This window comes from Kushneria sp. EE4, from assembly GCF_977968315.1.
Genome location: NZ_OZ386212.1, coordinates 2,957,780 through 2,980,090 on the forward strand (window position 1 = coordinate 2,957,780; position 22,311 = coordinate 2,980,090).

Annotated in this window: 19 protein-coding genes; 10 read left to right on the top strand and 9 right to left on the bottom strand. The window is 63.1% G+C overall.

The genetic code is table 11. The features are described 5' to 3' along the window. Window positions 1–13: 13 nt before the first annotated feature. The 4 genes from ACXMYO_RS13405 to ACXMYO_RS13420 all read left to right on the top strand — a co-directional run bounded on the left by ACXMYO_RS13405 (window position 14) and on the right by ACXMYO_RS13420 (window position 4,229). On the top strand, window positions 14–1,006 hold the full coding sequence (locus tag ACXMYO_RS13405) for a TRAP transporter substrate-binding protein (RefSeq protein ID WP_457809078.1): 993 nt from the start codon (window positions 14–16) through the stop codon (window positions 1,004–1,006). A 31-nt stretch (window positions 1,007–1,037) separates the two neighbouring features. After that, a complete protein-coding gene (locus ACXMYO_RS13410) occupies window positions 1,038–1,676 on the top strand; it encodes a TRAP transporter small permease (protein WP_457809079.1) in 639 nt (212 codons plus the stop codon). Next, window positions 1,673–2,968: a TRAP transporter large permease subunit gene (locus tag ACXMYO_RS13415; RefSeq protein WP_438765274.1), complete on the top strand. Its 1,296-nt coding sequence runs from the start codon at window positions 1,673–1,675 to the stop codon at window positions 2,966–2,968. The genes ACXMYO_RS13410 and ACXMYO_RS13415 overlap by 4 nt, the downstream gene beginning before the upstream one ends. A 277-nt stretch (window positions 2,969–3,245) precedes the next feature. Then, on the top strand, window positions 3,246–4,229 hold the full coding sequence (locus tag ACXMYO_RS13420; protein WP_457809080.1) for an ATP-grasp fold amidoligase family protein: 984 nt from the start codon (window positions 3,246–3,248) through the stop codon (window positions 4,227–4,229). 5 nt (window positions 4,230–4,234) lie between these two features. Here the strand turns inward: ACXMYO_RS13420 and rhtB are convergent, their stop codons facing one another. Continuing rightward, on the bottom strand, window positions 4,235–4,858 hold the full coding sequence (gene rhtB / locus ACXMYO_RS13425; protein WP_457809081.1) for a homoserine/homoserine lactone efflux protein: 624 nt from the start codon (window positions 4,856–4,858) through the stop codon (window positions 4,235–4,237). 73 nt (window positions 4,859–4,931) lie between these two features. On the opposite strand from rhtB, the gene ACXMYO_RS13430 reads away from it, so the two are divergent. Beyond that, a complete protein-coding gene (locus ACXMYO_RS13430; protein WP_457809082.1) occupies window positions 4,932–6,305 on the top strand; it encodes a D-mannose isomerase in 1,374 nt (457 codons plus the stop codon). Between the two features lie 120 nt (window positions 6,306–6,425). Continuing rightward, a complete protein-coding gene (locus ACXMYO_RS13435; protein ID WP_457809083.1) occupies window positions 6,426–7,628 on the top strand; it encodes a PQQ-dependent sugar dehydrogenase in 1,203 nt (400 codons plus the stop codon). Window positions 7,629–7,707: 79 nt separating this feature from the next. Here the strand turns inward: ACXMYO_RS13435 and ACXMYO_RS13440 are convergent, their stop codons facing one another. After that, on the bottom strand, window positions 7,708–8,499 hold the full coding sequence (locus tag ACXMYO_RS13440; RefSeq protein ID WP_457809084.1) for an MBL fold metallo-hydrolase: 792 nt from the start codon (window positions 8,497–8,499) through the stop codon (window positions 7,708–7,710). Window positions 8,500–8,671: 172 nt separating this feature from the next. After that, window positions 8,672–10,495: a glycoside hydrolase family 15 protein gene (locus tag ACXMYO_RS13445; protein WP_457809085.1), complete on the bottom strand. Its 1,824-nt coding sequence runs from the start codon at window positions 10,493–10,495 to the stop codon at window positions 8,672–8,674. A gap of 307 nt (window positions 10,496–10,802) precedes the next feature. Here ACXMYO_RS13445 and ACXMYO_RS13450 point away from each other — a divergent pair, with 307 nt between their 5' ends. Further along, window positions 10,803–11,594: a TSUP family transporter gene (locus ACXMYO_RS13450; RefSeq protein ID WP_438765281.1), complete on the top strand. Its 792-nt coding sequence runs from the start codon at window positions 10,803–10,805 to the stop codon at window positions 11,592–11,594. Between the two features lie 158 nt (window positions 11,595–11,752). Further along, window positions 11,753–13,195: a YfcC family protein gene (locus ACXMYO_RS13455; RefSeq protein ID WP_457809086.1), complete on the top strand. Its 1,443-nt coding sequence runs from the start codon at window positions 11,753–11,755 to the stop codon at window positions 13,193–13,195. Window positions 13,196–13,300: 105 nt separating this feature from the next. Here ACXMYO_RS13455 and ACXMYO_RS13460 read toward each other — a convergent pair whose 3' ends face one another. The 4 genes from ACXMYO_RS13460 to ACXMYO_RS13475 all read right to left on the bottom strand — a co-directional run bounded on the left by ACXMYO_RS13460 (window position 13,301) and on the right by ACXMYO_RS13475 (window position 16,980). Further along, window positions 13,301–13,903, bottom strand: coding sequence for a hypothetical protein (locus ACXMYO_RS13460; RefSeq protein ID WP_438765286.1), 603 nt, complete (start codon window positions 13,901–13,903; stop codon window positions 13,301–13,303). Window positions 13,904–14,051: 148 nt separating this feature from the next. Continuing rightward, window positions 14,052–15,008 carry a homocysteine S-methyltransferase gene (gene mmuM / locus ACXMYO_RS13465; protein WP_457809087.1) on the bottom strand — a complete coding sequence of 319 codons (957 nt, stop codon included), beginning with the start codon at window positions 15,006–15,008 and terminating at the stop codon, window positions 14,052–14,054. After that, the gene (locus ACXMYO_RS13470; RefSeq protein WP_438765288.1) at window positions 15,005–16,444 is read right to left on the bottom strand and encodes an amino acid permease; all 1,440 of its coding nucleotides are present in this window, start codon (window positions 16,442–16,444) and stop codon (window positions 15,005–15,007) included. Before ACXMYO_RS13470 ends, mmuM begins: the two co-directional genes overlap by 4 nt. A 188-nt stretch (window positions 16,445–16,632) precedes the next feature. After that, on the bottom strand, window positions 16,633–16,980 hold the full coding sequence (locus tag ACXMYO_RS13475) for a zinc ribbon domain-containing protein YjdM (protein WP_457809088.1): 348 nt from the start codon (window positions 16,978–16,980) through the stop codon (window positions 16,633–16,635). 207 nt (window positions 16,981–17,187) lie between these two features. Between ACXMYO_RS13475 and ACXMYO_RS13480 the strand changes: the two genes are divergently transcribed. Beyond that, window positions 17,188–18,348 (top strand): hypothetical protein, encoded by a 1,161-nt coding sequence (locus ACXMYO_RS13480; protein WP_457809089.1) that lies wholly within the window; start codon window positions 17,188–17,190, stop codon window positions 18,346–18,348. 67 nt (window positions 18,349–18,415) lie between these two features. Continuing rightward, window positions 18,416–19,231, top strand: coding sequence for a mechanosensitive ion channel family protein (locus tag ACXMYO_RS13485; protein WP_457809090.1), 816 nt, complete (start codon window positions 18,416–18,418; stop codon window positions 19,229–19,231). Between the two features lie 63 nt (window positions 19,232–19,294). Here ACXMYO_RS13485 and arfA read toward each other — a convergent pair whose 3' ends face one another. After that, window positions 19,295–20,809, bottom strand: a complete 1,515-nt coding sequence (arfA, locus tag ACXMYO_RS13490; protein WP_457809091.1) for an arabinosylfuranosidase ArfA — start codon at window positions 20,807–20,809, stop codon at window positions 19,295–19,297. 32 nt (window positions 20,810–20,841) lie between these two features. Beyond that, window positions 20,842–22,257 carry a glycoside-pentoside-hexuronide (GPH):cation symporter gene (locus ACXMYO_RS13495; protein WP_457809092.1) on the bottom strand — a complete coding sequence of 472 codons (1,416 nt, stop codon included), beginning with the start codon at window positions 22,255–22,257 and terminating at the stop codon, window positions 20,842–20,844. Window positions 22,258–22,311: the final 54 nt, after the last annotated feature.

Genomic DNA, 22,311 nt, shown 5'->3' on the forward strand with positions numbered 1-22,311 from the left:
AAGGAGTGACCTCATGATGCGCATTCGGATTTCCCCCTTGATCGCGGCCGCGGTGGCGAGCTGTTTGCTGGCCGCCCCCGGCATGGCCCTGGCCGAGAAGATCACCATCGCCATCGGTGGCTCGGCCCAGAGCCTACAGGGCCAGACGACCAAACGCTTTGCCGACGCCCTGCAGGAACGGCTGGGCGATGACTACCAGATCGAGTATTACGACAGCGGCCAGATCGGCGACGAGAAGCAGCTGGTGCAGAAACTGCGCCTGAAAACCGTCGACATGGCCGGCATCTCCACCGTGATGTCCTCGGTCGTGCCGGCTTTTGCGCTGTTTGACCTGCCGTATCTGATCAACAGTCGCGAACAGATGCAGCGCATTAACGATGAGCTGGTCATGACCGAACTGGCCGAGCGGGCGCGAGCACGCGGGCTGGTGCCGATCTCGACCTGGGAAAACGGCTTTCGCCAGATCACCAACAATCGTCGTGCGATCAACACCCCGACCGATCTCAAGGGCCTCAAGATCCGCGTTCCGCCCAGCGAGTGGCGCAGCATGATGTTCACCCAGTGGGGCGCCAACCCCACGCCGATGGCCTTTTCCGAGGTCTTTGTCGGCCTGCAGACGGGCGTCATCGACGGTCAGGAAAACCCGCTGACCAACATCTACGGCGCGCGTCTTCATGAGGTTCAAAACTATCTGTCGATGTCCAATCACGTCTATTCACCCTTCTGGCTGATGACCGGCCTGGACTGGTGGGACCGCCAGAGCCGGGAAGTCCGCGAGGCGATCCATGAAGAGGCGCAGGCCGCCCAGCAGTGGGCCTTCAAGCGCGGTCAGGAAATCGACGATGAGCTGCTTGAGCGCTTTGAAGCCGAAGGCATCAACATCAATGAGGTGGATCGCGACGCCTTTATCGAGGCCAGCCAGCCGGTCTACGAGCGCTTCGCCGAACGGGTCGACGGGGGCGAGACCCTGATCGAGCGGGCCCGCGGCGCTGAAGGCCAAAACTGACCGGTGACGCACAACGACAAGGGAGTACGTCATGGCACAGACACACTCGCAGGAGGGGTTCCCCCGCACGCGACCGAAGGAGGCCTCCCCCGCGCATGCGCCGGGGGAGCGCGGCGTGGGTCATCTATTGAAAACGGCGTTGGAGAAAACGCTGGAGGTCTTCTGCGTCGGGCTTTTGCTGGCGCTGACAGTCGTGGTGCTGATGGGAGTGTTCTATCGCACGCTGGGCTGGTCGCTGCCCTGGTACGACGAGGTCGCCGCCATCGGGCTTTGCTGGCTGAGCTTTTACGGCGCCGCCCTGGCCGCGCTCAAGCGCGCGCACATGGGTTTTGCCGGGCTGGTCAAAAAGATGCCGGTACCGCTTCGCGCCGCGCTGTTCGTATTTTCGGAAATCGTTGTGATCGCCTTCTACGCCATCATTGCCTGGTATGGCTATCTGGTACTGCCGGTGGTGGGCTGGGACACGATGGCCTCGCTCCCCTCGGTCACCATGGACGTGGTGCAGTCGGTGATCCCCATCAGCGCGGTGCTCTTTATTCTCTGTGAGCTGGTCAGCATGCCGCAGGCCTGGCGCGACATGCAGCAAAACCGGGACAGCGAGCAGGCAGAGATCGACGCCGCGATTGAAGAAGCGCAGGCCAGCCACGCCGAGCACGGGAGACGCTCATGAATATTTTGCTCGTGATTCCGGCACTGTTTGCCCTGGTGCTGGTCAATGTGCCCATTGCCGTGGCCATCGGCGTGGTCGCGGTGGTAGGCATCATTGTTGCTCAGGGGTTTGATTCACTGGTCAACGTGCCGCTGGCGCTGTTTACCGGGGCCTCAAGCTTTCCGCTGGTGGCCATTCCGCTGTTCATTCTGGCCGGCGCCCTGATGAACACCACCGGGCTGTCCAAGCGGCTGATCAACTTTGTCTCGGCGCTGATCGGGTTTGTCCGGGGCGGGCTGGCGATGGTCAACGTGGGCGTGTCGATGTTTTTTGCCGAGATCTCGGGCTCGGCCGTGGCCGATGTGGCCGCCACCGGCTCGATTCTGATTCCGGAGATGAAAAAGCGACGTTACAACGCCAACTTCGCCGCCGCCATCACGTCATCCTCGGCCTCGCTTGCCATCATTATTCCGCCGTCGCTGTCGATGATTCTCTACGGCGCCATCGCCGAAACCTCCATCATCAAGCTGTTCGTGGCCGGGATCGTGCCGGGCATTCTGGGCGGCGTGCTGCTGGCGGGCTGCTGCTATTACTACGCGGTCAAATACAACCTGCCGCGCGAGGAGAGCTTCTCCCTGTCACGGCTGGGCAAGGCGTTTCGAGAGGCCTTCTGGGCGCTTTTACTGCCGGTAGTGATTCTGGGCAGCATCTTCAGCGGCTTTGTCACGGCCACCGAAGGCGCCGGCATCGCAGTGCTGGCTGCGCTGGTCATCGGTGGGTGCATCTACCGCGAATTCAACGCAAGGCTTTTGTATCGCGCCGTGCTGGATGGCGTAGTGCAGACGTCGGTGGTCATGCTGCTGGTGGCCACCTCGGCCATTCTGGGGGTCTATCTCACCGAAATGCAGATCCCGCAGCAGCTCGCCCGCGGCATTCTGGACATCACGCAAAACCCGATTCTGGTGCTGGCACTTTTGAACGTATTGCTGCTGGTACTGGGCATGTTTTTGCACGGTGCGGCGGCCATTATCTTGGTGGTGCCGATCGTGATGCCGCTGATCCAGCAGATCGGTGTCGACCCCATCCAGTTCGGTCTGATTCTGACGCTCAATCTGGCCATCGGCCAGCAGACTCCGCCGGTGGCCTCGGTGCTGGCGACCTCCTGCTCGATTGCCAAAACCGATATGTGGCAGACCACGAAGGTCAACCTGCCCATGATCGGCGCGCTGTTTGTACTGCTGATGATCGTGACCTACGTGCCCTTCATGACCCTGGGCGTCGTCGACTGGTTCTACCCGCCTGCCGGCGGCTGACAAAACGCCCTGTCGGCCTGCCGGCAGGGCGTTTTCAGCCATGAAACGGGGACAAACGCCATGGCAGGCCGTTCGCCACCACACCCGGGGCGAGCGGCCTTTCTGTGTGGTAACAAATTAAAATGACTGCCGAATCAGACGGTCTGCGCGATCTTAAGTTGAAAACATGACTTTTCCAGCACAGTGATAAGCGCAGCACAATGTCACCTTAAGAAACACAAGACGCTTACATAACGAGGACGAAGTCTTGTCCTCCTGGAATCAAGGGATCAGTGGCATGAGGGGAGCCCCCGTCGACGGCACCGGGCAGAGGACACCCGGCGCCACCTGCAGATCGCTCGCTCGCAGAGCGCGCAAGGCACTGACATCGCGTATCAACGACAAGCTGTATGTCTCGTTTGTTTACCGACGCGAGTTTGGAAAGTTTCCGGATCTGAACCGCCCGCAGACCTTTAATGAAAAGATCTGCCGGCGTCGTTTTGACCCTGAGCCGGTGTACTCGATATTAAGCGACAAGTACGCGGTACGCGATTACGTGGCCGCCATTGTCGGTGACGAGTATCTGATTCCGTGTCATGGCCAGACAACCGAGCTGACGCCGGCCATGTACGCCCGGCTGCCGGAAAGCTTTGTCATGAAGGGCAATCACGGCTCGGGCTTCAATCTGCTGGTGAGAAACAAGCAGGATTACCCGCTACAGCTTCTGGACAGCATCGGCAGACACTGGATGAACGCCGACTACTACGCCGTCAGCCGCGAGTCGCACTATCGGGAGATCGAGCCCCGGCTGCTGTTTGAAGCGCTGCTGCTCGATGACTACAACCGCCCGCCCATGGACTTCAAGTTCTACTGCTTTCGACGCCCGGACCGGCGTGACCCCGAAATCTATATCGAGGTGGTGCAGGACCGCTTCACCGATTTTGCCGTGGATTACTACGACGTCGACTGGAATCTGGTCGAGGTGGTCAAGGACCGTTTCACCACCGGGCGGCGAATCCCGAAACCCAAACGCCTTGATGACGCCATCGAGGTGGCCAAAAGGCTGTCCGAGGGGTTCGACTTTGCCCGGGTGGATCTGTATCTGACAGCGGGTCACATCTATTTCGGCGAGATCACCTTCACACCCACCGGCGGGCTCAAGAACTTCAAAACGCCCGAGCACGACCGGTGGTGGGGCCAGCTGATGCAGCCGCTGCGACCGCCTGTCGACACGACCTCTTTTCCCGAGACGATCGACATGCCCTGGCGCGAGATCACCTGACGCCCTCAGGCGCGCCAGGTCGCCAGCAGCCCGGCCACGAACACGAAAAGCCCGCCGAACACGCGATTGAGCAGCCGCTGCTGACGCGGTGAGCGCAGCCAGCGGGCCACCAGGGTGGCCAGGCCGGCAAAGCCGCACATCACCAGGATGTCGATGCCGATCATGGTGACCCCCATGACGGTAAACTGCGCCACACGCGACAGCGCCGGGTCGAGAAACTGCGGCAGCAGTGCGATCATGAAAATGGTCGCCTTGGGGTTGGTCACATTGACCAGCACGCTTTTCCAGAAGCGCGCCATGGCGCCCTCCCGGGGCGCATCGCTCGAGGCCGCCTCGATGTCGACGGCCTTCTCTCGCCACTTGCTGATACCCAGATAGATCAGATACGCCACCCCGACCCACTTGATCAGCATGAAGGCCAGTTCCGAGGACGCCAGCAGCGCGCCCAGACCGGCCCCCACCACCAGAATCTGCAGCCCCAGCCCCACCTGCAGTCCGAGAATGGCCGGCAGGGTGCGCTTGAGTCCGTAGCGAATGCCGTTGGACATGGTATTGATGGCGCCCGCGCCGGGCGTAATGCTGATCAGTACCGAGGCGGCCAGAAAGGCCCAGAAGAGTTCGGGAGACATGGTGCCGACGCTGCCTTTTGGATTGAGAATGAGCCTTGCGGGGTGATTGTACGCCCACCAGGATATCAGACACATGACGCTGACCCTCGTCAGGGGCTGCGCGCGGTTATTGCCCGCCCCGGCACTGCCGTTCTCTGGCCGGGTCGGCACCGTTATATCACGGATAAAGGAGGCCCTGACCCCCATGCCCGGCACCACACAACATCTTTCCCCGCGTAGCGACAGCTGGCTCGACCGCCGCGCCCACCATCACTGGCTCGAGACCGAGGGCCAGCGCCTGCTGGCCTTCTATCGCGCCTCGCGCCATCCCGAGTGCGGCTTTGCCGCGCTGGACGACGACGGCCGACTGCTGGAGGACGCCCATCCCGACACCATGATTACCGCGCGCATGACCCACTGCTTTGCGCTGGCCGCCATGCGTGGCGAACCCGGTGCCGCACCGCTGGTGGCCCACGGCGTGGCCGCCCTGCGCGGCGCCCTGCACGATGACGAGCACGGCGGCTGGTATGGCGAGCTGCCGCGCGAGGGCGAAACGCAGACCAAGCAGGCCTACATCCACGCCTTTGTCGCACTCGCCGCCGCCAGCGCCTGGCAGGCCGGTCATGACGACGCCGGGCCGCTGCTCGACGACATCACCGACATGCTCGAGACGCACTTCTGGGATGAAAATGAGGGCCGGCTGCGCGAGGGCTTCTCCCGCGACTGGAATGATGACGAGGCGTATCGCGGCGGCAACAGCAACATGCACGCCACCGAGGCCTTTTTACAGCTTGCCGACGTGCTCGAGGCGCCCGTATGGCGCCGGCGCGCCCTGTCGATTGTCGAAAGGATCATCCACGCCCACGCACGCCCCAACGACTATCGAGTGGTCGAGCATTTCGACAGCGACTGGCAGGAGTGGCGCGATTACAACCGGGACAAGCCCGGCGATGCGTTTCGCCCCTATGGGGCCACGCCCGGCCACGCGTTCGAGTGGGCGCGGCTGATGCTGCATCTGGAAGGCAGCCTGCTACGCGAGGGCGACGAGACGCCGGGCTGGCTGCTCGAGGACGCCCGCGGCCTGTTTCACAGCGCCACCGAGCTGGCCTGGCAGGTCGATGGCGAACCGGGGCTGATCTATACCCACGACTGGAACAATGCGCCGGTGGTGCACGAGCGTATGCACTGGGTGGTGGCCGAGGCCGCCGCGACCGCCGCGATGCTGCTCAAGCGCACCGGCAGTGGTGACTACGAGCGCTGGTATCGACGGTTCTGGGACTACATCGACCGCTTCATGATCGACCGCGAGCGCGGCAGCTGGCATCAGGAGCTTGATCGTCACAATCAACCGTCAAACACCGTATGGTCGGGCAAGCCGGATCTCTATCACGCCTACCAGGCCACGCTTTTGCCCCGTTTGCCGCTGGCGCCGACCATGGCACGCGCCATCGCCGACGGCATGCTCTAGTCGAGCTCGCCCCCGGCGCTTCGGCTTGAGCCGGAGCTGAAGGCGCCGGGCATCGACGCGTGTGGCATGCGAGGCTGAATCAGACCGTTATCATTGATTCAGACCACCTGGAGAGTGCCCATGCGTGTCGTGCCGTTTCTATCGCCCTTTGTTGCCGTTCTGATGACCACGGCGCCTGCCGTGGCCGAGCCGGTCGATGTCGGCCCACCCAACGTCCCCTCACAGACGCCGGCCTTCGAGGATCAGACCCGCGCACCGCAGCTGGAAAATACCCTCGAGCTCGACACGCAGATCATCGCCGACGGCCTGGAACACCCCTGGGGCATCGCCTTTCTGCCCGACGGCGACATGCTGGTCACCGAGCGCGCCGGCCGGCTGCGGCTCATTACGCCGGATGGCGAGATGTCCGAGCCGATCGAAGGCCTTCCCGAGATGGATGCCAGAGGCCAGGGCGGCCTGCTGGATGTCAGTCTCGGCCCCGATTTCGACACCGAGCGCCGGGTCTATCTGAGCTACGCCGAGCCGCGCGATGGCGATCAAAACGGCACCGCCGTGGCCCGCGGCCGCCTCTCCGAGGACAACACGCGCCTCAGCGATGTCGAGATCATCTTCCAGCAGCAGCCGGGCTGGGAGTCCACCAAACACTTTGGCTCCAGGCTCATATGGGACAATAACGGCCGGCTCTTCATCACCCTGGGCGAGCGCTCGCTGGTCGAGCCGCGCCAGCTGGCCCAGACGCTGGACAACACGATCGGCAAGGTGGTCAGGGTCAACGCCGACGGCAGCACACCCGACGACAATCCCTTCGTGGGCCGCGAGGATGCGATGGACAGCATCTGGTCGTACGGCCACCGCAACCTCCAGGGCGCCGCCCTGCATCCCGGGACAGGCGAGCTCTGGACCATCGAACACGGCCCGAAAGGGGGCGACGAGCTCAACCGCCCCGAGGCCGGGCTCAACTACGGCTGGCCGGTGATTACCTACGGCGAGGACTATTCCGGCGCGGATATCGGTGAGGGCATTACGCAGCAGGAGGGCATGGAGCAGCCGGTCTATTACTGGGACCCGGTCATCGCGCCCGGCGACATGACCTTCTATACCGGCGAGCTGTTTGAAGGATGGCAAAACGATATTCTGATCGCCTCGCTCAAGCCCGGCGGGATTGTTCAGCTGAGCCTGGAAGACGGCCGCGTCACCGGTGAGGCGCGCTATCTCGAAGACCTGGGCCGGGTCCGCGATGTCGAACAGGGCCCGGACGGGGCGCTGTGGATTCTGACCGACAACGGCGATGACGCGCTGATTCGCGCAGTGCCCGCGCAGTAATCAAACGCAGACGCCAGATCACGCCCCCGCGCCGACAGCCGGCACGGGGGCGTTGTCGTATGCGCGCCGGCGCGGGGCGCTACTCGAGCGCGCGACAGTAGCGCGCCACCGAATACTGCACGGTCTCACCGGCGCCTTCCACGATTTCGCTGCCCTGGAAGGCGCAGTAGAGGGCATCGAATGCCAGCGTTTCAAGCGTCTCCCCCATCGCCCGGACCCGACTCGCCGGTAGCGGAATGCTATTGGGATACGACCACATGAACGAGGGCTTGCCATCCGGCATCACCAGCAGCGTATCGCCGCCCAGCAGTACACCCTTCTCGGCATCATGCAATACGCAGGCCCCGGGGAAGTGCCCGTCCAGCCGGTAGAGGGTCACGCCCGGTAGCACTTCGAGTCGGTCGCCCTGCCAGAACGACAGCCGCTCGGAAGGCTGCATCACCCACTCGCGGTCGTCACCGTGCAGATGTACCGGGCAGTCAAAGGCCTCGGCCCAGCTGGCCATGGTGCTGTAGTAGTGCGGATGGGAAATCGCGATGGCCGCCAGCCCGCCGAGGCCGTTGATGAGGTGAACCGTGGCGTCATCGAGCAGGCTAAGGCAGTCCCACAGCACGTTGCCGTGCGGCGTCTGCAGCAGCAGCGCCCGCTGGCCGATGCCGAATTTCGGCGTGGTGCGAAGGCTCAAAAGCCCGGGCATGAGCTGTTTAAACGCGTTGGCATGCTGCGCGACAAGCGTCTCGGGCGTGGTCCAGCGCTGACCACCGGGCGGCACGTACTGACGCTCGTCCTCACAGACCGGGCAGTGCTCGGGCGGCGTTGCCGTCTCATACTGTACGCCGCAGGTGGCACACAAAACGCCCTTTCCAATCATGGCTTTCTCCTTCTGATCCGGTGGCCGCTCTTTTGAGATTGGTCGAGCATGGCACCGTCGGCGCCTGTCTGCCGATGGGACATTCGAAGAAGGCGATGGCGGCGACAACAAAACGCCCCCGGCACGGCTCTGAGTGTCGGGGGCGTTTCCTTTTGCCAGGGGCGCCGAGAACCTAGTAGTGCGCGTCCTCGACGGTGCGCCCGGACAGGGCATTGGCCGCACAGATCTGGGCCAGGTGGCTGAGCCCCTGGGGCACATTGCCCAGATGCTCACCGGTGGAGGGATCGACCATCTCGGTCAAAAGCCCCAGGTTGCCGTTGGTGGCCTCAAGCGCTTCATCCATCAGCTCGCGAGCCTCTTCCTTCTCGCCAAGGGCCGCCAGCGCCTCGACCAGCCAGAACGAGCAGGCCACAAAGGCACCCTCTTCCTCGTGGACGCCGGAGTAGCGATAGATCAGCGACCCGCGGCCCAGCTCTTCGCGAATGGCGCGATAGGTCGAGAGCATGCGCTCACGATTGACCTCGGCGCCGAAACGGTGGGTCAGACACAGCGCGGCATCCAGCCCTTCCACGCCTTCGTAAAAGACGTAGGCGCCGCGCGCCTCGGACCAGCAGTGGGTTTCGATCCAGTCGGCGATGCGATCCTTTTCCCGCTTCCAGCGGTCCTTCCAGGTCGGCTCGATATGGCCGTCGTCGGCCAGCTGCACCGCATGGGTCAGCGCCAGCCAGCAGGCCATCTTGGAGTGGGTGTAGTGCTGGTTGTCACCGGGCAGCTCCCAGATACCGGCATCGCGAATGCGCCAGCGATCGGCGCACTGGTTGGCCAGATCACCCAGCAGCCGGGCGGTATCGATATCGATGATATGGCCGGCGTCGATAAACAGCGTCGCCGTGGCAAGCATGTCGCCATACATGCCCAGCTGGATCTGATCGCGGGCATTGTTGCCCACCCGTACCGGGGTTGATCCCTTGTAGCCGGTCAGCGGCGGGTGGGTCTCGGCCGGGATCAGATCGCCCTCAAGGGTGTAGCACACCCGCATGTCGGGGCCATGGCGTCGGATCGTCTGGGTCAGCCACGAAAACGCCGCCTGAGACTCCTCGATGGCGCCGGCATGCACGAACGCCTTGATCATCAGACAGGCGTCGCGCACCCAGGCGTAGCGATAGTCGTAGTTCTTGTCGCCGCCGATACGCTCGGGCAGCGAGGTGGTGGCCGCCGCGGCAATCGCCCCGCTCGGCGAATAAAGCAGAAACTTCAGCGCCAGCGCCGAGCGATGGACCCACTCGGAGTATTCGCCGTCAAAGTCGAGCTTTTCGACCCAGTCGCGCCAGGCAAAGTCGCTGACCTCGATGCGCTCGTCGATGCTGTCGATGGAGGGCACGGCCAGCGGCTGACCCTCGGTGGCCAAAAGCGCCACCATTGAGCGCTGCCCCTCACGAGCGGTGAGCGTGCCTTCGGTGTAGCGGTCGCAGCACGCCGTGATCTCCACATCATCGGAGCAGCGCAGCATCGCCATCAGATGGCCGATATTGTAGACCCGGCCCATGGGCGTTTTCTGCAGCCAGGGGCTGACCGTCTCGGTGCGGGTGCCGGCATGAAAGCAGATATCAAACGCCACCTCCCCCTCAAGGCCTTCCACGCGCCGCGCCAGCTCGCACCAGGGCAGGCGCCCGGCGGTGTTGCTGTTGATCGACTCGGTCACCCGTGCCTGGCCACTTTCGGTAATGAAGGTGGTCTCCAGCACGTTGCTGTTCTGGCGATAGTGTCGCTCGACACGGTAGTCATCACGCGGGGTGAGCGAGAAGTAACCACCCACTTCAGGCTCCAGCAGCCGATCAAACAGCGGAGGGGCATCCATGCTCGGCGCACACCACCAGTCGATGGCGCCATCAAGGGCAATCAGCGCCACCGAGCGCCCCTCGCCAATGGCGGCGTAGTCGCCCAGCGGGGCAAACCCCTCCTCTCGTGCCGGATTGGCAACCTGTCTTTTTGTCATCGTTAAACATTCCTGTGAGGTGATACGCCACATTCCCTGTGCCATCGGTCAAGACTGCGCGCGCGACTCGCCCCGGATAGCGACGGCGCGTCGGCAAAAGGTAGATTCAGATTAACCTTTACTGTGGACGCGATAGCCCCCTGGCGCCAATGTCGTAACGCTTTGTTAAGCCAGAAGGGTCAAAAAAACACGGTCCGTGCGGGCTCTACCGCGGGCGCCGAAGGCGCTATGCTTGTCGACACGCCGGCCCGATACCCGACCGGCTCCCTTCGCCCGATGACGCGTTTACGATGACTCTGGATGTCGCATGATCTTTCTTCTCTATATGGCGCTTGGCATCGTGGCCGGCATTCTGGCGGGGCTTTTTGGCGTCGGCGGCGGGCTGATCATCGTTCCCGTATTGATCTACAGCTTTACCCTGCAGGGGGTCGACCCGGCCGTCATGACCCATCTGGCGGTGGGCACCTCGCTTGCCACCATCGTGTTTACCTCGATCAACTCGATTCGCGGCCATCATCTGAAAGGGGCCACACGCTGGCCGCTGGTGGGCTGGATGAGTATCGGCATCGTGGCCGGCTGCGCGCTGGGGGCGCTGACCGCCTCGTGGATACCAGGCGGTGATCTGCAAACGGTGATCGGGGTGTTTGCCATCGCCATGGCGATCCAGATCGCCTTTAACCTGCGCCCGAAGGGCGGCGGCACGGACTACCGCCCGCCCGGAAAGCCGTGGCTGATCGGCGGCGGTACCATCATCGGTTGGGCCTCGGCGATTTTCGGCATCGGCGGCGGCTCGCTGACGGTGCCGTTTCTGTTGTGGCGTAACCTGCCGGCCCAGCATGCGGTGGGCACCTCGGCGGCCTGCGGCCTGCCGATCGCCATTGCCGGCGCGCTATCGTTTATGTGGTTTGGCCACAATCACGCCGATCTGCCGCCCTGGAGTATCGGCTATGTCTATCTGCCGGGGGTACTGGGGATCGCGCTGACCAGCATGCTCTCGGCGCGGCTGGGCGTGCGGCTGGCCCACCGGCTCTCTCCCGTGTTGCTCAAGCGATTGTTTGCCGCGCTGCTGCTGCTGATCGGCATCAACTTTTTGATGTAGCCAGGCCTCAAGCGCCGGGCACTGCCTGATCACGGACCGGGGCGAGACTTTCGCGCCGGTCCGACTTTCGTCGGATGCCCGGTTGTGAAACTATCAGCGCATGAGGCCGTTTTGAGAGACGGCCCTGATGTCCAATCAACAACAATGAGCCATCCACGATGTCACAGGATCCCTCCCGTAGCCCGTCCGAACGTCCGCCGAAGAAACGTTCGTTTCAGATTCCGCATATTTACGCCATTCTTTTCATCTTCATTCTGCTGGCGGGGCTGGCCACCTGGCTGATTCCGGCCGGTGCCTACGACACCATTCCCGGCCCCAACGGACGCACCACCATCGATGCCGACTCCTTTCACTGGATACCGGCCAGCCCGGCCGGGCCCACCGAGCTGCTGCTGGCCATCCCGCGCGGACTGCTCAGCGCCGGGGAGGTGGTGTTCTTTACCCTGCTGATCGGCGGCATGTTTGCCGTGCTGCGCCGTACCGGCATCATCGAGCTGGGGGTCGATCACCTGACCCGCCACTTCGCCGGGCGCAGCCTGTGGGTCATTCCGGTGCTGATGGTGCTCTTTGCCGTGCTGGCTACCATCATCGGCACCCAGGAGCTGTCGCTGGTCTATGTGCCGGTGATCCTGCCGCTTTTGATCGCGCTGCGATTTGACTCGGTCACGGCCGCCGCCATCGCTCTGTGTGCCACCACGGCCGGCTTTGCCGCCGGGGTCATCAACCCGATCAATACGGGCCTGGCCCAGCAGCTGGCCAATCTGCCGCTCTATTCGGGCTTTGGCCTGCGCCTGGTCGCACTGATCAGCATGCTGGCGGTCGCGGTGTTCTGGGTGATTCGCTATGCCCGGCGCGTGCGGGACAATCCCGAGGCGAGCCTGATGCATGACGAGGCGGACGAGCAGCAAAAGCGCTCGCGCTATCAGCACGCCCTCAACGAGGTCACGACACCCGCCACCCATCGCCAGAAGCTCTGCATTGCGGTCACGCTCGGCCTGTTCGGCGTACTGGTCTACGGCGTGCTGGGCCGCGGCTGGTTCATGTCGGAGATGGCCGGGCTTTTTATCGTCATGGGCGTGGTGGCCGGTCTGGTCGCGGGGCTGAAAATCGATGAGATCTGCGAGGGCTTCAACGAGGGCTTTCGGGACGTTTTGATGGGCGCCATGATCGCCGGCATCGCCCGCGCCGTCGCCGTGGTGCTGGAGGATGGTCAGGTGCTCGACACCATGGTGCATTCTCTGGGCCATCTGGTCGGCGGGCTGCCCACGGCGCTGTCGGCGCTGGGCATGTATCTGGCCCAGCTGGGCTTTAACTTCGTCGTGCCCTCGGGCAGCGGCCAGGCGCTGGTGACCATGCCGATCATGGCGCCACTGTCCGATGTGGTCGGCGTCACCCGCCAGACCGCGGTGCTGGCCTATCAGCTTGGCGACGGCATCGGCAATATTCTCTACCCCACCTCGGGCTATTTCATGGCAACGCTGGCCCTGGCCGGTGTGCCCTGGCAGAAGTGGGTGCGCTTTTTCCTGCCGCTGTTTGGCATGTGGGTCGGGATTGCCATGGTGATTCTGATCGCGGCACAGGCCACGGGCTGGCACGGCTGAGTCCGAGCGCTGTGCATCACTGCCCGACCATGAAAAAGGCGACCCCGAGGGGCCGCCTTTTTTGCAGGCGCTTTGGTCACACGCCCTTTTGACACGACAGCGCGATTACTCGGCGAAACGACGCTCGGTCTGCCATCCCTGGTTGGTCAGGATCATCATGGCGCGCTTGTGACGGGTATCTTCCATGCCCTCAAGGCCGCCCTTGTAGGCCTTGCGCAGGCTGTCTTCCTCGGCCCAGCTCGGCACGTCACGAACGCTGTAGCTGTAGCGCACATGCGAGACGGTGTAGCCACCGGCAATTTCCTGGGCCGGGGTAAAGCTGTCGACCCCTTCAATGCGCACCTTGCCAAAGCAGAACCCGCCCTGCTCGAGGCCATGGGCGCGAGCGTAACGGTCACTCCCTTCGCCGGTCAGCTTGTAGCGCAGACGTCCATCGCTTAAGCCTTCACGCTCGAGCAGGCCGGCATCCACCAGCGCATTGGCACGTTTGGCGCGATCGGCCATGTCCGGGTTCTGGCTGATGGCGCGCTTGTCCATCACAAACGGCAGGCGCGGTGCCGGCGCTTCCAGACAGATCGCCGGGCCCATGTTGCCGACATCATCCTGCAGCGCCGAGCGGAAATTGCTCTCGCTGGCTTCCTGAGAGTCGCCACAGGCGCTGAGAAGGGCTGCCAGCGGTAAAAGGGCCAGCACGCGATATGACTTCATGATGATTACTCCTGATCAAACCTGGATTCGGTACGCTTGCCAAAAGCGTAGCTCCTTTGTCGCCACCATGCGGTAAGCCACTTTAATGACAGGCAAAAAAATGCCCGTCCGGCGGACGGGCAGATGTCATGACGCGCGCATCGCAGCTTTACAGCCCGGCACGAAAGGCCGCCACGGCGCGGATATCCTCGGGCGTGGTGCGACAGCACCCGCCGATCAGCCGCGCCCCGCGGGCGTACCACTGTCCAGCCTGCTCGCCGAAGCCGCCGCCGTGAGACGCACCGCAGTTGCCCTGCCAGGTCTTGCTGGCCGCGTCATAGGTCTCGCCCGAGTTGGGGTAGACAATCAACGGCTTGTCGGTGGCCGCGGCCATCTGCTCCAGCAGCGAAGAAATGTGTTCAAGTGCGGTGCAGTTCACGCCCAGCGCGGCGACCTGAGGTTGCTGATCAAGCCAGCGGGCGCATTCGGCAATGGGCGTGCCTTCGCTGATGTGTTCGCCGTCATGGGCGGTAAAGGTAATCCAGGCGCTGATCTCCGGAAACTCCGCCAGCACGGTCACCAGCGCTTTTGCCTCGATCAGCGAGGGCATGGTTTCACAGGCCAGCACATCAGCACCGGCGGCCACCAGCGCGGCCATGCGGGCGCGGTGAAAATCGACCAGATCGGCCTCATCGATACCGTAGTGGCCGCGATACTCCGAGCCGTCGGCCAGCCAGGCGCCGTAGGGGCCAACCGAGGCGGCGACCAGTGGCTTTGGCCGGCCCTCGTGATCGGCCTCGTGCCAGAAGTCATCGCGCGCCTGAGCGGCCAGACGGACCGAGCGGGCAATCAGTTCCAGCGCCTCGCTCTCGCTCATGCCGCGTGCCATGTAGCCCTCGATAGTGGCCTGATAGCTGGAAGTGATGGCGATATCAGCGCCGGCCCTGAAATAGTCCAGATGCACCTGACGGATCAGCTCGGGGCTCTCGGCCAGTACGCGCGCCGACCAGAGGCTATCGTTAAGATCGCAACCGCGCGCCTCGAGTTCGGTGGCAAGCGCCCCGTCGACGATCAGCAGCGGATGCCGGGACAGGGCGTCAGCGATGGGGTTGGCAGCGTGGGTCATGGTCTCTCCTGGACACGGGCGGTGGGCGCACCCTTGCGGCGCGGGTCGGTCAGATAAAACGCCAGATAGCACGCCGCGATAAAGGGTATGCCGCAGTAAAGGGCGATGCGCTGGGTCGGGTCAAAGGCGATGCCGACAAAGCACAAAAGACAGGCGATAAAGGCGCCCAGCGGCACCCAGGGGTAGAACGGCGTGCGATAGCCCAGCGTTGCCGGGTCGCCGCCGCCACGCACGAACTGACGGCGAAAGCACATCTGGCTGACGGCAATGCTCATCCAGACCGCCACCACGGCAAAACCCGAGATCGACACCAGCACCAGATAGAGCGTATCCGGCGCGAAGGCGCTCGAAAGCAGCGCCAGAAGCCCGCCGAGCATGCTGAACAGCAGCGCATTGAGCGGAATACCGCCGCGAGTGACGCGGGCAAACACCGAGGGGAGCGTGCGCTGCTCGCCCAGCGACCACAGCATGCGCGAGGCCGCATAGAGCCCCGAGTTGGCCGCCGACAATAGCGCCGTGATGATGACAAAATTCATGATGTCCCCGGCGTGCGGGATGCCGGTCATGGCAAAGACGGTCACGAACGGGCTTTCGACCAGACCGGCCTGTTCGCGCGGCAGCATCGCCGCAATCACCACGATGGTGCCGACAAAAAAGACCACCAGCCGCCAGAGCGTGGCGCGAATGGCGCGCGGCACGTTCTTCTCCGGGTCTTCGGTCTCCCCGGCGGCGATGCCGATCAGCTCGGTGCCGGAGAAGGCAAAGCTTACCGCCAGCATGGTGACCAGAATCGGCATGATGCCGGTGGGGAAGAACCCTTCCCGGGTGAGGTTATGAAACATCGGCGCCGGCTGACCTTCCGGCCCGGCGAACCCGAAAATTGCCGCCGCCCCTACGATGATGAAGATCACCACGGTGGCGACCTTGATCAGGGAAAGCCAGAACTCGGTCTCGGCAAAGATTTTCGGCGTGAAGGCGTTGGTCAAAAAGACGATCAGCGCAAAGAGCGCGCTCCAGATCCAGATCGGCACGTCCGGGAACCATTTCGCCATTAAAAGCCCGGAGGCCGTGAACTCCGAGCCCAGCGCCACCGTCCAGGTCAGCCAGTAGAGCCAGGCCACTGTGTAGCCGGTACCCGGGCCGATATAGCGCGTGGCATGGGCGCTGAAGGCGCCGGTTTCAGGCATGTGCACGGACAGCTCGCCCAGACACATCATGACCAGATAGACCACCACGCCGCCGATCAGATAGGCCAGAATTGCTCCCAGCGGGCCGGCCTGATTGACGGTATAGCCCGAACTCAGAAAAAGTCCGGTGCCGATCACGCCGCCCAGTGACAGCATCACCAGGTGGCGTGACTGCATGCTGCGCTTGAAATCGCGGGACGTGCCGCGGGGCTCGGGGATCTCCGGGCCGTCGGATGACGTTGTGCTCATGACGCTCTGCTGTCGGTTGCCATAAAAAAACGCCCTTCAATAAGCAAAAGGCATAAGAGCGCGCATTATACGGGCCATGGGCGCGGCGTCACCCGCTGTGTCACACGATCAATCGTGTGTGTTTCACGTGAAACACTCTGGCACCGATCCGGAAAAGCCGTGCCCTGGAACAGGAATCCGAGGCCTTGTCAGGCTTTCTTGACGAACTCGGACTTGAGCTTCATCGCGCCGATGCCGTCGATTTTGCAGTCGATGTCATGATCGCCATCGACCAGGCGGATGTTTTTCACTCGCGTGCCGACCTTCACCACCTGTGACGAGCCCTTGATCTTCAAATCCTTGATCACCGTGATGGTGTCGCCATCGACGAGTGCGTTGCCGTGGGCATCACGGATATCACGACTGTCTTCGGCAGAAGAGGCGGCGTCGTCACCGGACTGCGCCCACTCATGGCCGCACATGGGGCAGACGAACAGCGCGCCGTCTTCATAGGTGTAGTCGGCGTCACAGGCGGGGCAATGGGGCAGTGCTGACATTCTTTTGTCCTGTTGAAAGCGTAAACGGGCAGGCATCTTACGCCATTTCTGGCATCACCCAGGCCATTTTGCATGAGCATTGCCATGTCCAATGCCGCTTTGGACCCCGTTATAGCATCGCTCGAGACACCATCCTGCGCTATAAGGTAACAGGAGGTTACGATATACCTTGCTATCGGCCCTGGCTGCAGGAGTGCTTTTCCTTTCATGATTTGTAATACGCCCCCACCCGAGCCCCATCCGCTGATTGCGCTTGCAGACCTCGAGGTGCCTCCCTGGCCCGAGCGTGCCGCGCTCAAGATGGCCATGATGCGCCTGCGCACCCTGCTGACGCGCCGCGATAAAACCCCTTTTATTGCCGAAGACCGCCTGGACGACAGTGCCGATGTGTTCGGCGACCTGGCCACGCCGCCGTTTTGCGACCCGCTGATGGACGAGCTGGACGACACCCTGGCCGACTGGGCCACCGACGCCGCGCCCAGACACTGGCTTAAACCCATCGTGCTGCCACCCTGCAATGAACAGGACCTGCTCCGGCAGTGGGCCCGGCGCCATCATCATGACGTGCTGGCACCGCCTGCGCGGGATGCCCTGCTGATGGATACCCCCGAGCAGACACTGGATCTTTCCGGTGACGGCGTACTGGTCATCCCAAGGCTTGAAGACTGGTTTTTACGCCACCGATGCGGCCTGGGCCTGATCCGGGCGCTGCTGGAAGCGCTGGCCGGCCTTGAGCGCCACTGCGTGATCGGCTGCAACAGCTGGGCCTGGGCGTTTTTGTGCAAGGCAGTCGATGCCCATCTGATTTTGCCGGAGCCGCTGACCTTTAAACCCTTTGATGAGCCGCGGCTTCGCTGCTGGATCGCCGACATCGCCAGAGAGCAGGCCGTTGAGGGCACCCGCTTTCGTCTGAACAGCAACGGCGAGAACATCTTTGCCCTCGACAAAAAGGACAGGCCGCGCGAGGAGTACTTTGAGACGCTGGCCGCTCGTAGCCGCGGGATTGCCTGGGTGGCCTGGCACATCTGGCAGCGCAGCATCAAAAAGGCCCGCGACGCTGACGACAACGACCACAGCGAAGACGACCGGCAAACGCTCTGGGTGGTGGCGCTGGAGGAGTTCTCGCTGCCCGGCAGCGATGGCACTCAGGCCCTGCTGATTCTACAGGCCCTTTTGATTCACGAAGATCTTGGCGCTCGGGAGCTTGAGCGTGTTCTGCCCGACCCGGGGACTCAGGGCATGCGCCATGCCCTGCACCGCGCCGGCTTTATCGGTGAGCGGGACGGGCGCTACTACTGCCGACCGGCCGCCTACCCCGCCATTCGCGAGGGTCTGGCCACGGCCGGCTTTCCGCTTGACGCCTGGTGATTCAGGCGGCAGGCGTTGCGAGTGCGTCTGCGCTTAACAATGTGGTTTTGAATAAAAAGGAGCTCTCATGGCACAGCAGGAATCGACGCCCCCCAACGCCGCCCAGATCATTCGCGACATCGGCGATATTCACTTTATCAATATTGCCCTGATTATTCTGGCCACCTGGCTTGCCATTTCTCTGGTCAGACGCACCCTGCCCTGGATGGCAGAGCGCGGCCCCAATCGGCTGCGACTGTGGCTGCTGGGGGCCGTGCCGATCTTTCGACTGGTGGCGATAACGCTTGCCGTGGCCTGGATCATCCCGATGGTGGTCAATGTCTCCGTGCAAAACTTTCTGGTCATTGCCGGCGCGGTCGGTGTGGCCGTGGGATTTGCCTTCAAGGACTACATCAGCAGCCTGATCGCCGGCCTGGTAGCGCAGTTTGAAACGCCCTGGCGGGCCGGTGACTGGGTGAAGGTAGGCAGCGACTACGGTGAGGTCCGCTCGGTCGGCATGCGCGCACTCACGCTTCGCACCCTGCACGACGACATCATCACGGTGCCGAATCTGAAGCTCTGGGACAGCAATATTGCCAATTCCAACGACGGCGAACGCACGTTGATGTGCGTGGTCGACTTTTATCTGGCGCCTGACTTTGATGCCCAGCGCATGCGCGCCGCCCTGCGCGATGTGGCGCTGACCAGTGCGTGGCTGTGCTATGACAAGCCAATTATCGTCTTTGTCGAGCAGGCCGAGGTGGGCACCCACATCGAACTGCGCTGCTATCCGTTTGAAATGCGCGATCAGGGACATTTCATCAGCGATCTGACCGTGCGCGGCAAGGAAGCCATCCGGGCACTGGGCGCCACGGAAGCTACCGCACCGGCTACCGCTGGATAAGCAAAAAACCGGCGTCGCTCCATGGCGACGCCGGCTCGGGACAGGCTTCAGGCGCTGAAAGTGCTACACGCTCACCGACAGGCGAATCATGTGATAGCTCAGCGGCGGCAGGCTGCCCTTGAGCGCGCCGTCTTCAACGCCTACGCCCTCGCCTGCCACCGGGCGCACCTGATCCGGCTGGCTGGCCGTGTTGACGACCTTCATCTGCGGATGGTTGAGGCACTGATGCTCGACCAGCCGGGCGCTGTCAAAGCCGTGCAGCGCCACGTTCAGATCCAGCGCCTCCTTTTGATGCCGGTTGACGGCAAAAAGCGTCACGAACCCGCCCTCGTCGTCGTGCACGGCGGAGATGTCCAGACACGGCACGTCCTCGAGTTCGCGGGTCTGATAGGTGGGGCCATCGACGGCGAGCTGCAGCGCCTTGCCGCGACCGTAGCGCGAGGCAAACATCAGCGGGTAGAAGATGGTCTGGCGCCAGGCGTCACCGCCGGTGTCGGTCATGATCGGCGCGATCACGTTGACCAGCTGGGCAATACAGGCGATGCGCACCCGGTCGGAGCGGCGAATAAAGGTGTTGAGCACGCAGCCAATCAGCAGCGCGTCCTCGACGTTGTAGACGTCTTCGAGAATCGGCGGTGCAAAGGGCCAGTCGCTGCCTTCCAGCACGCGGCGGTCCTGTTGGACGCTGTGATACCAGACGTTCCACTCGTCAAAGCAGATATGGACCTGATGGCGGGTGCGCTTTTTGGCCTGGATGTAGTCGATCACCCCGGCGATCGACATGATGTAGCGATCAAGCTGCTCGGCCAGCGCCAGATAATCGCCGAGCTGGTCCTCGTGGTTGGTGAAGTACATGTGCAGCGAGATGTGATCGACCGTTTCATAGCAGTGATCCAGCACCGTGGCTTCCCACTCCGGATAGCTTGCCATCTTCGGATTTGACGAGCCGCAGGCCACCAGTTCCAGCGAGCGGTCATAGGCCTTGAGCGCCTTGCCGGTCTCGTTGGCTAGATGGCCGTACTCCGCCGCACTCTTGTGGCCGATCTGCCAGGGGCCGTCCATCTCATTGCCCAGACACCACAGCCGCACGTTCCACGGGTCCTTGCGACCATTTTTGATGCGCTCATCGCTCCAGGCGCTGCCGCCGGGGTGGTTGACGTACTCCAGAAAATTGCGCGCCTCGTCGATGCCGCGCGAGCCCAGATTGACCGCCAGCATCATCTCGATGCCGGCCTGCTCGCACCAGTCGGCAAATTCATGGATGCCGACCTGGTTGGATTCACGGCTGTGCCAGGCCAGATCCAGCCGCACCGGGCGCTCTTCGCGCGGGCCGATGCCGTCTTCCCAGTTGTAGGCCGAGACGAAGTTGCCGCCCGGGTAGCGCACCAGCGGCGGGGCCAGCTCGCGCACCAGCGACAGCACGTCCTGACGAAAGCCGTTGGCGTCTGCCTGCGGGTGGCCGGGCTCATAAATGCCACCGTAGATGGCGCGGCCCATGTGTTCGAGAAAGGCGCTGTAGAGACGCCCGTCGATGGTGCTGGTCACAAAGTCGCGGTGCAGGGTCACGCGGGTCTGCATGGGAGTCTCCCGGTCAGTGGTCAGAGTCAACGTCAGGTCGCCGCCGGGCGGGCAGCCCCGGACGCGTGTGTGTCGCTATTGTTGCCGGCATGGCCCGAGCGGTCTCCGGCGCGCGCTTCCAGATCGACGCGAATGCGGTCCATCTCGGCATCATCCAGCCCGAAGCGCCAGCCGGCCAGTGTCATCAGGGCGCTGACCAGCGCCGGTATGAGGGTAAAGAGCAGCACGATAATGGTCAGCGCCGACTCGCTTTGCCCCTCGGCGCCGCCGACATAGCCGCCCAGCGAGAGCATAAAGCCGATCAACCCGCCGGCCGCCGCCAGGCCCAGCTTGAGGAAAAAGAGGTTGCCGGCAAAGGAGACCCCGGTGTTGCGATAGCCGCTTTGCCACTCGCCATAGTCTTCGGCGTCCGCCATGAACGCCCAGGCGATCGGCGTGCCGATGCCGTGGCAGATGTTGATCACAAGCACCACGATCGCCGCCAGCACAACCTGATCGCCAGGCACGAAATAAAGCGCCACGCAGGCCGCCACCAGCGCAATCGAGCTGAGGATAAACACGCGCAGCTTGGTCGAGCGACGGGTCAAAAACGGCGAGATGGCCGTGCCCGCCATGCCGCCGAGCACCCCGGAGGTCACAAAGATCGAGATGCCCGCCGCACCGAGCCCCAGCACCCAGGTGGCGTAGTAGATCGCCGCGCCCTGACGCAGAAAGAACTGGAAGGCCTGCAAAAAGGTAATCGACAGCACCTGACGCCACTTGGGGTTGGCCGCCAGCGTTTTCAGATCCGTGATCAGCCCGCTGGAGGTGTTTTCAACCGGCTGGACGCGCTCACGCACGGTGGCAAAGCAAAAGCCGAACATGAACAGCGCGATCACGCACATCAGCCCCATGGTGATCTGGAAACCGCGGGCCTGATCGCCCTCGCCGAACCATTCCACCAGCGGCATCAACGTCGAGTTGAGAATCAGATAGGCCACGCCCACCAGCACGAAGCGCCACGACTGGCATGACACCCGCTCACGGTGGTCGCTGGTCACCACACCGCCCAGGGCGCAGTAGGGAATATTGACGGCCGTGTACAAAAGCGACATCGCCGCATACGTGGCAAAGGCATAGATGATCTTGCCCTGATCCGACCAGTCCGGCGTTGTGAACATCAGCACGCAGGCGATGGCCAGCGGCACCGGGATGAACAATATCCAGGGGCGAAAGCGGCCCCAGCGGCTGCGGGTGCGATCGGCAATGGCGCCCATGATCGGGTCGGTGATGGCATCGACAAAGCGCATCGACAGGAAAATGGTGCCGACCACCGCCGGTGAGATGCCGTAGACGTCCGTATAGAAATAGGACAGATACATCACCACGGCGGCAAAGGTCATGTTGTTGCCGGCGTCCCCCATGCCAAAGCCGATCTTCTCGACAATGCTGATGCTGCCCTTTTGCATGCTCGTCTCCTGCGTGAGTGCAAGCCGCTTCGGCGACCGCCGGGGGACGAATGT

Excerpts from the sequence above, each read along its gene's own strand:
- ACXMYO_RS13405 (WP_457809078.1), top strand. The coding sequence starts at position 14 with ATGATGCGCATTCGGATTTCCCCCTTGATCGCGGCCGCGGTGGCGAGC.
- ACXMYO_RS13410 (WP_457809079.1), top strand. The coding sequence starts at position 1,038 with ATGGCACAGACACACTCGCAGGAGGGGTTCCCCCGCACGCGACCGAAG.
- ACXMYO_RS13415 (WP_438765274.1), top strand. The coding sequence starts at position 1,673 with ATGAATATTTTGCTCGTGATTCCGGCACTGTTTGCCCTGGTGCTGGTC.
- ACXMYO_RS13420 (WP_457809080.1), top strand. The coding sequence starts at position 3,246 with ATGAGGGGAGCCCCCGTCGACGGCACCGGGCAGAGGACACCCGGCGCC.
- rhtB (WP_457809081.1), bottom strand. The coding sequence starts at position 4,858 with ATGTCTCCCGAACTCTTCTGGGCCTTTCTGGCCGCCTCGGTACTGATC.
- ACXMYO_RS13430 (WP_457809082.1), top strand. The coding sequence starts at position 4,932 with ATGACGCTGACCCTCGTCAGGGGCTGCGCGCGGTTATTGCCCGCCCCG.
- ACXMYO_RS13435 (WP_457809083.1), top strand. The coding sequence starts at position 6,426 with ATGCGTGTCGTGCCGTTTCTATCGCCCTTTGTTGCCGTTCTGATGACC.
- ACXMYO_RS13440 (WP_457809084.1), bottom strand. The coding sequence starts at position 8,499 with ATGATTGGAAAGGGCGTTTTGTGTGCCACCTGCGGCGTACAGTATGAG.
- ACXMYO_RS13445 (WP_457809085.1), bottom strand. The coding sequence starts at position 10,495 with ATGACAAAAAGACAGGTTGCCAATCCGGCACGAGAGGAGGGGTTTGCC.
- ACXMYO_RS13450 (WP_438765281.1), top strand. The coding sequence starts at position 10,803 with ATGATCTTTCTTCTCTATATGGCGCTTGGCATCGTGGCCGGCATTCTG.
- ACXMYO_RS13455 (WP_457809086.1), top strand. The coding sequence starts at position 11,753 with ATGTCACAGGATCCCTCCCGTAGCCCGTCCGAACGTCCGCCGAAGAAA.
- ACXMYO_RS13460 (WP_438765286.1), bottom strand. The coding sequence starts at position 13,903 with ATGAAGTCATATCGCGTGCTGGCCCTTTTACCGCTGGCAGCCCTTCTC.
- mmuM (WP_457809087.1), bottom strand. The coding sequence starts at position 15,008 with ATGACCCACGCTGCCAACCCCATCGCTGACGCCCTGTCCCGGCATCCG.
- ACXMYO_RS13470 (WP_438765288.1), bottom strand. The coding sequence starts at position 16,444 with ATGAGCACAACGTCATCCGACGGCCCGGAGATCCCCGAGCCCCGCGGC.
- ACXMYO_RS13475 (WP_457809088.1), bottom strand. The coding sequence starts at position 16,980 with ATGTCAGCACTGCCCCATTGCCCCGCCTGTGACGCCGACTACACCTAT.
- ACXMYO_RS13480 (WP_457809089.1), top strand. The coding sequence starts at position 17,188 with ATGATTTGTAATACGCCCCCACCCGAGCCCCATCCGCTGATTGCGCTT.
- ACXMYO_RS13485 (WP_457809090.1), top strand. The coding sequence starts at position 18,416 with ATGGCACAGCAGGAATCGACGCCCCCCAACGCCGCCCAGATCATTCGC.
- arfA (WP_457809091.1), bottom strand. The coding sequence starts at position 20,809 with ATGCAGACCCGCGTGACCCTGCACCGCGACTTTGTGACCAGCACCATC.
- ACXMYO_RS13495 (WP_457809092.1), bottom strand. The coding sequence starts at position 22,257 with ATGCAAAAGGGCAGCATCAGCATTGTCGAGAAGATCGGCTTTGGCATG.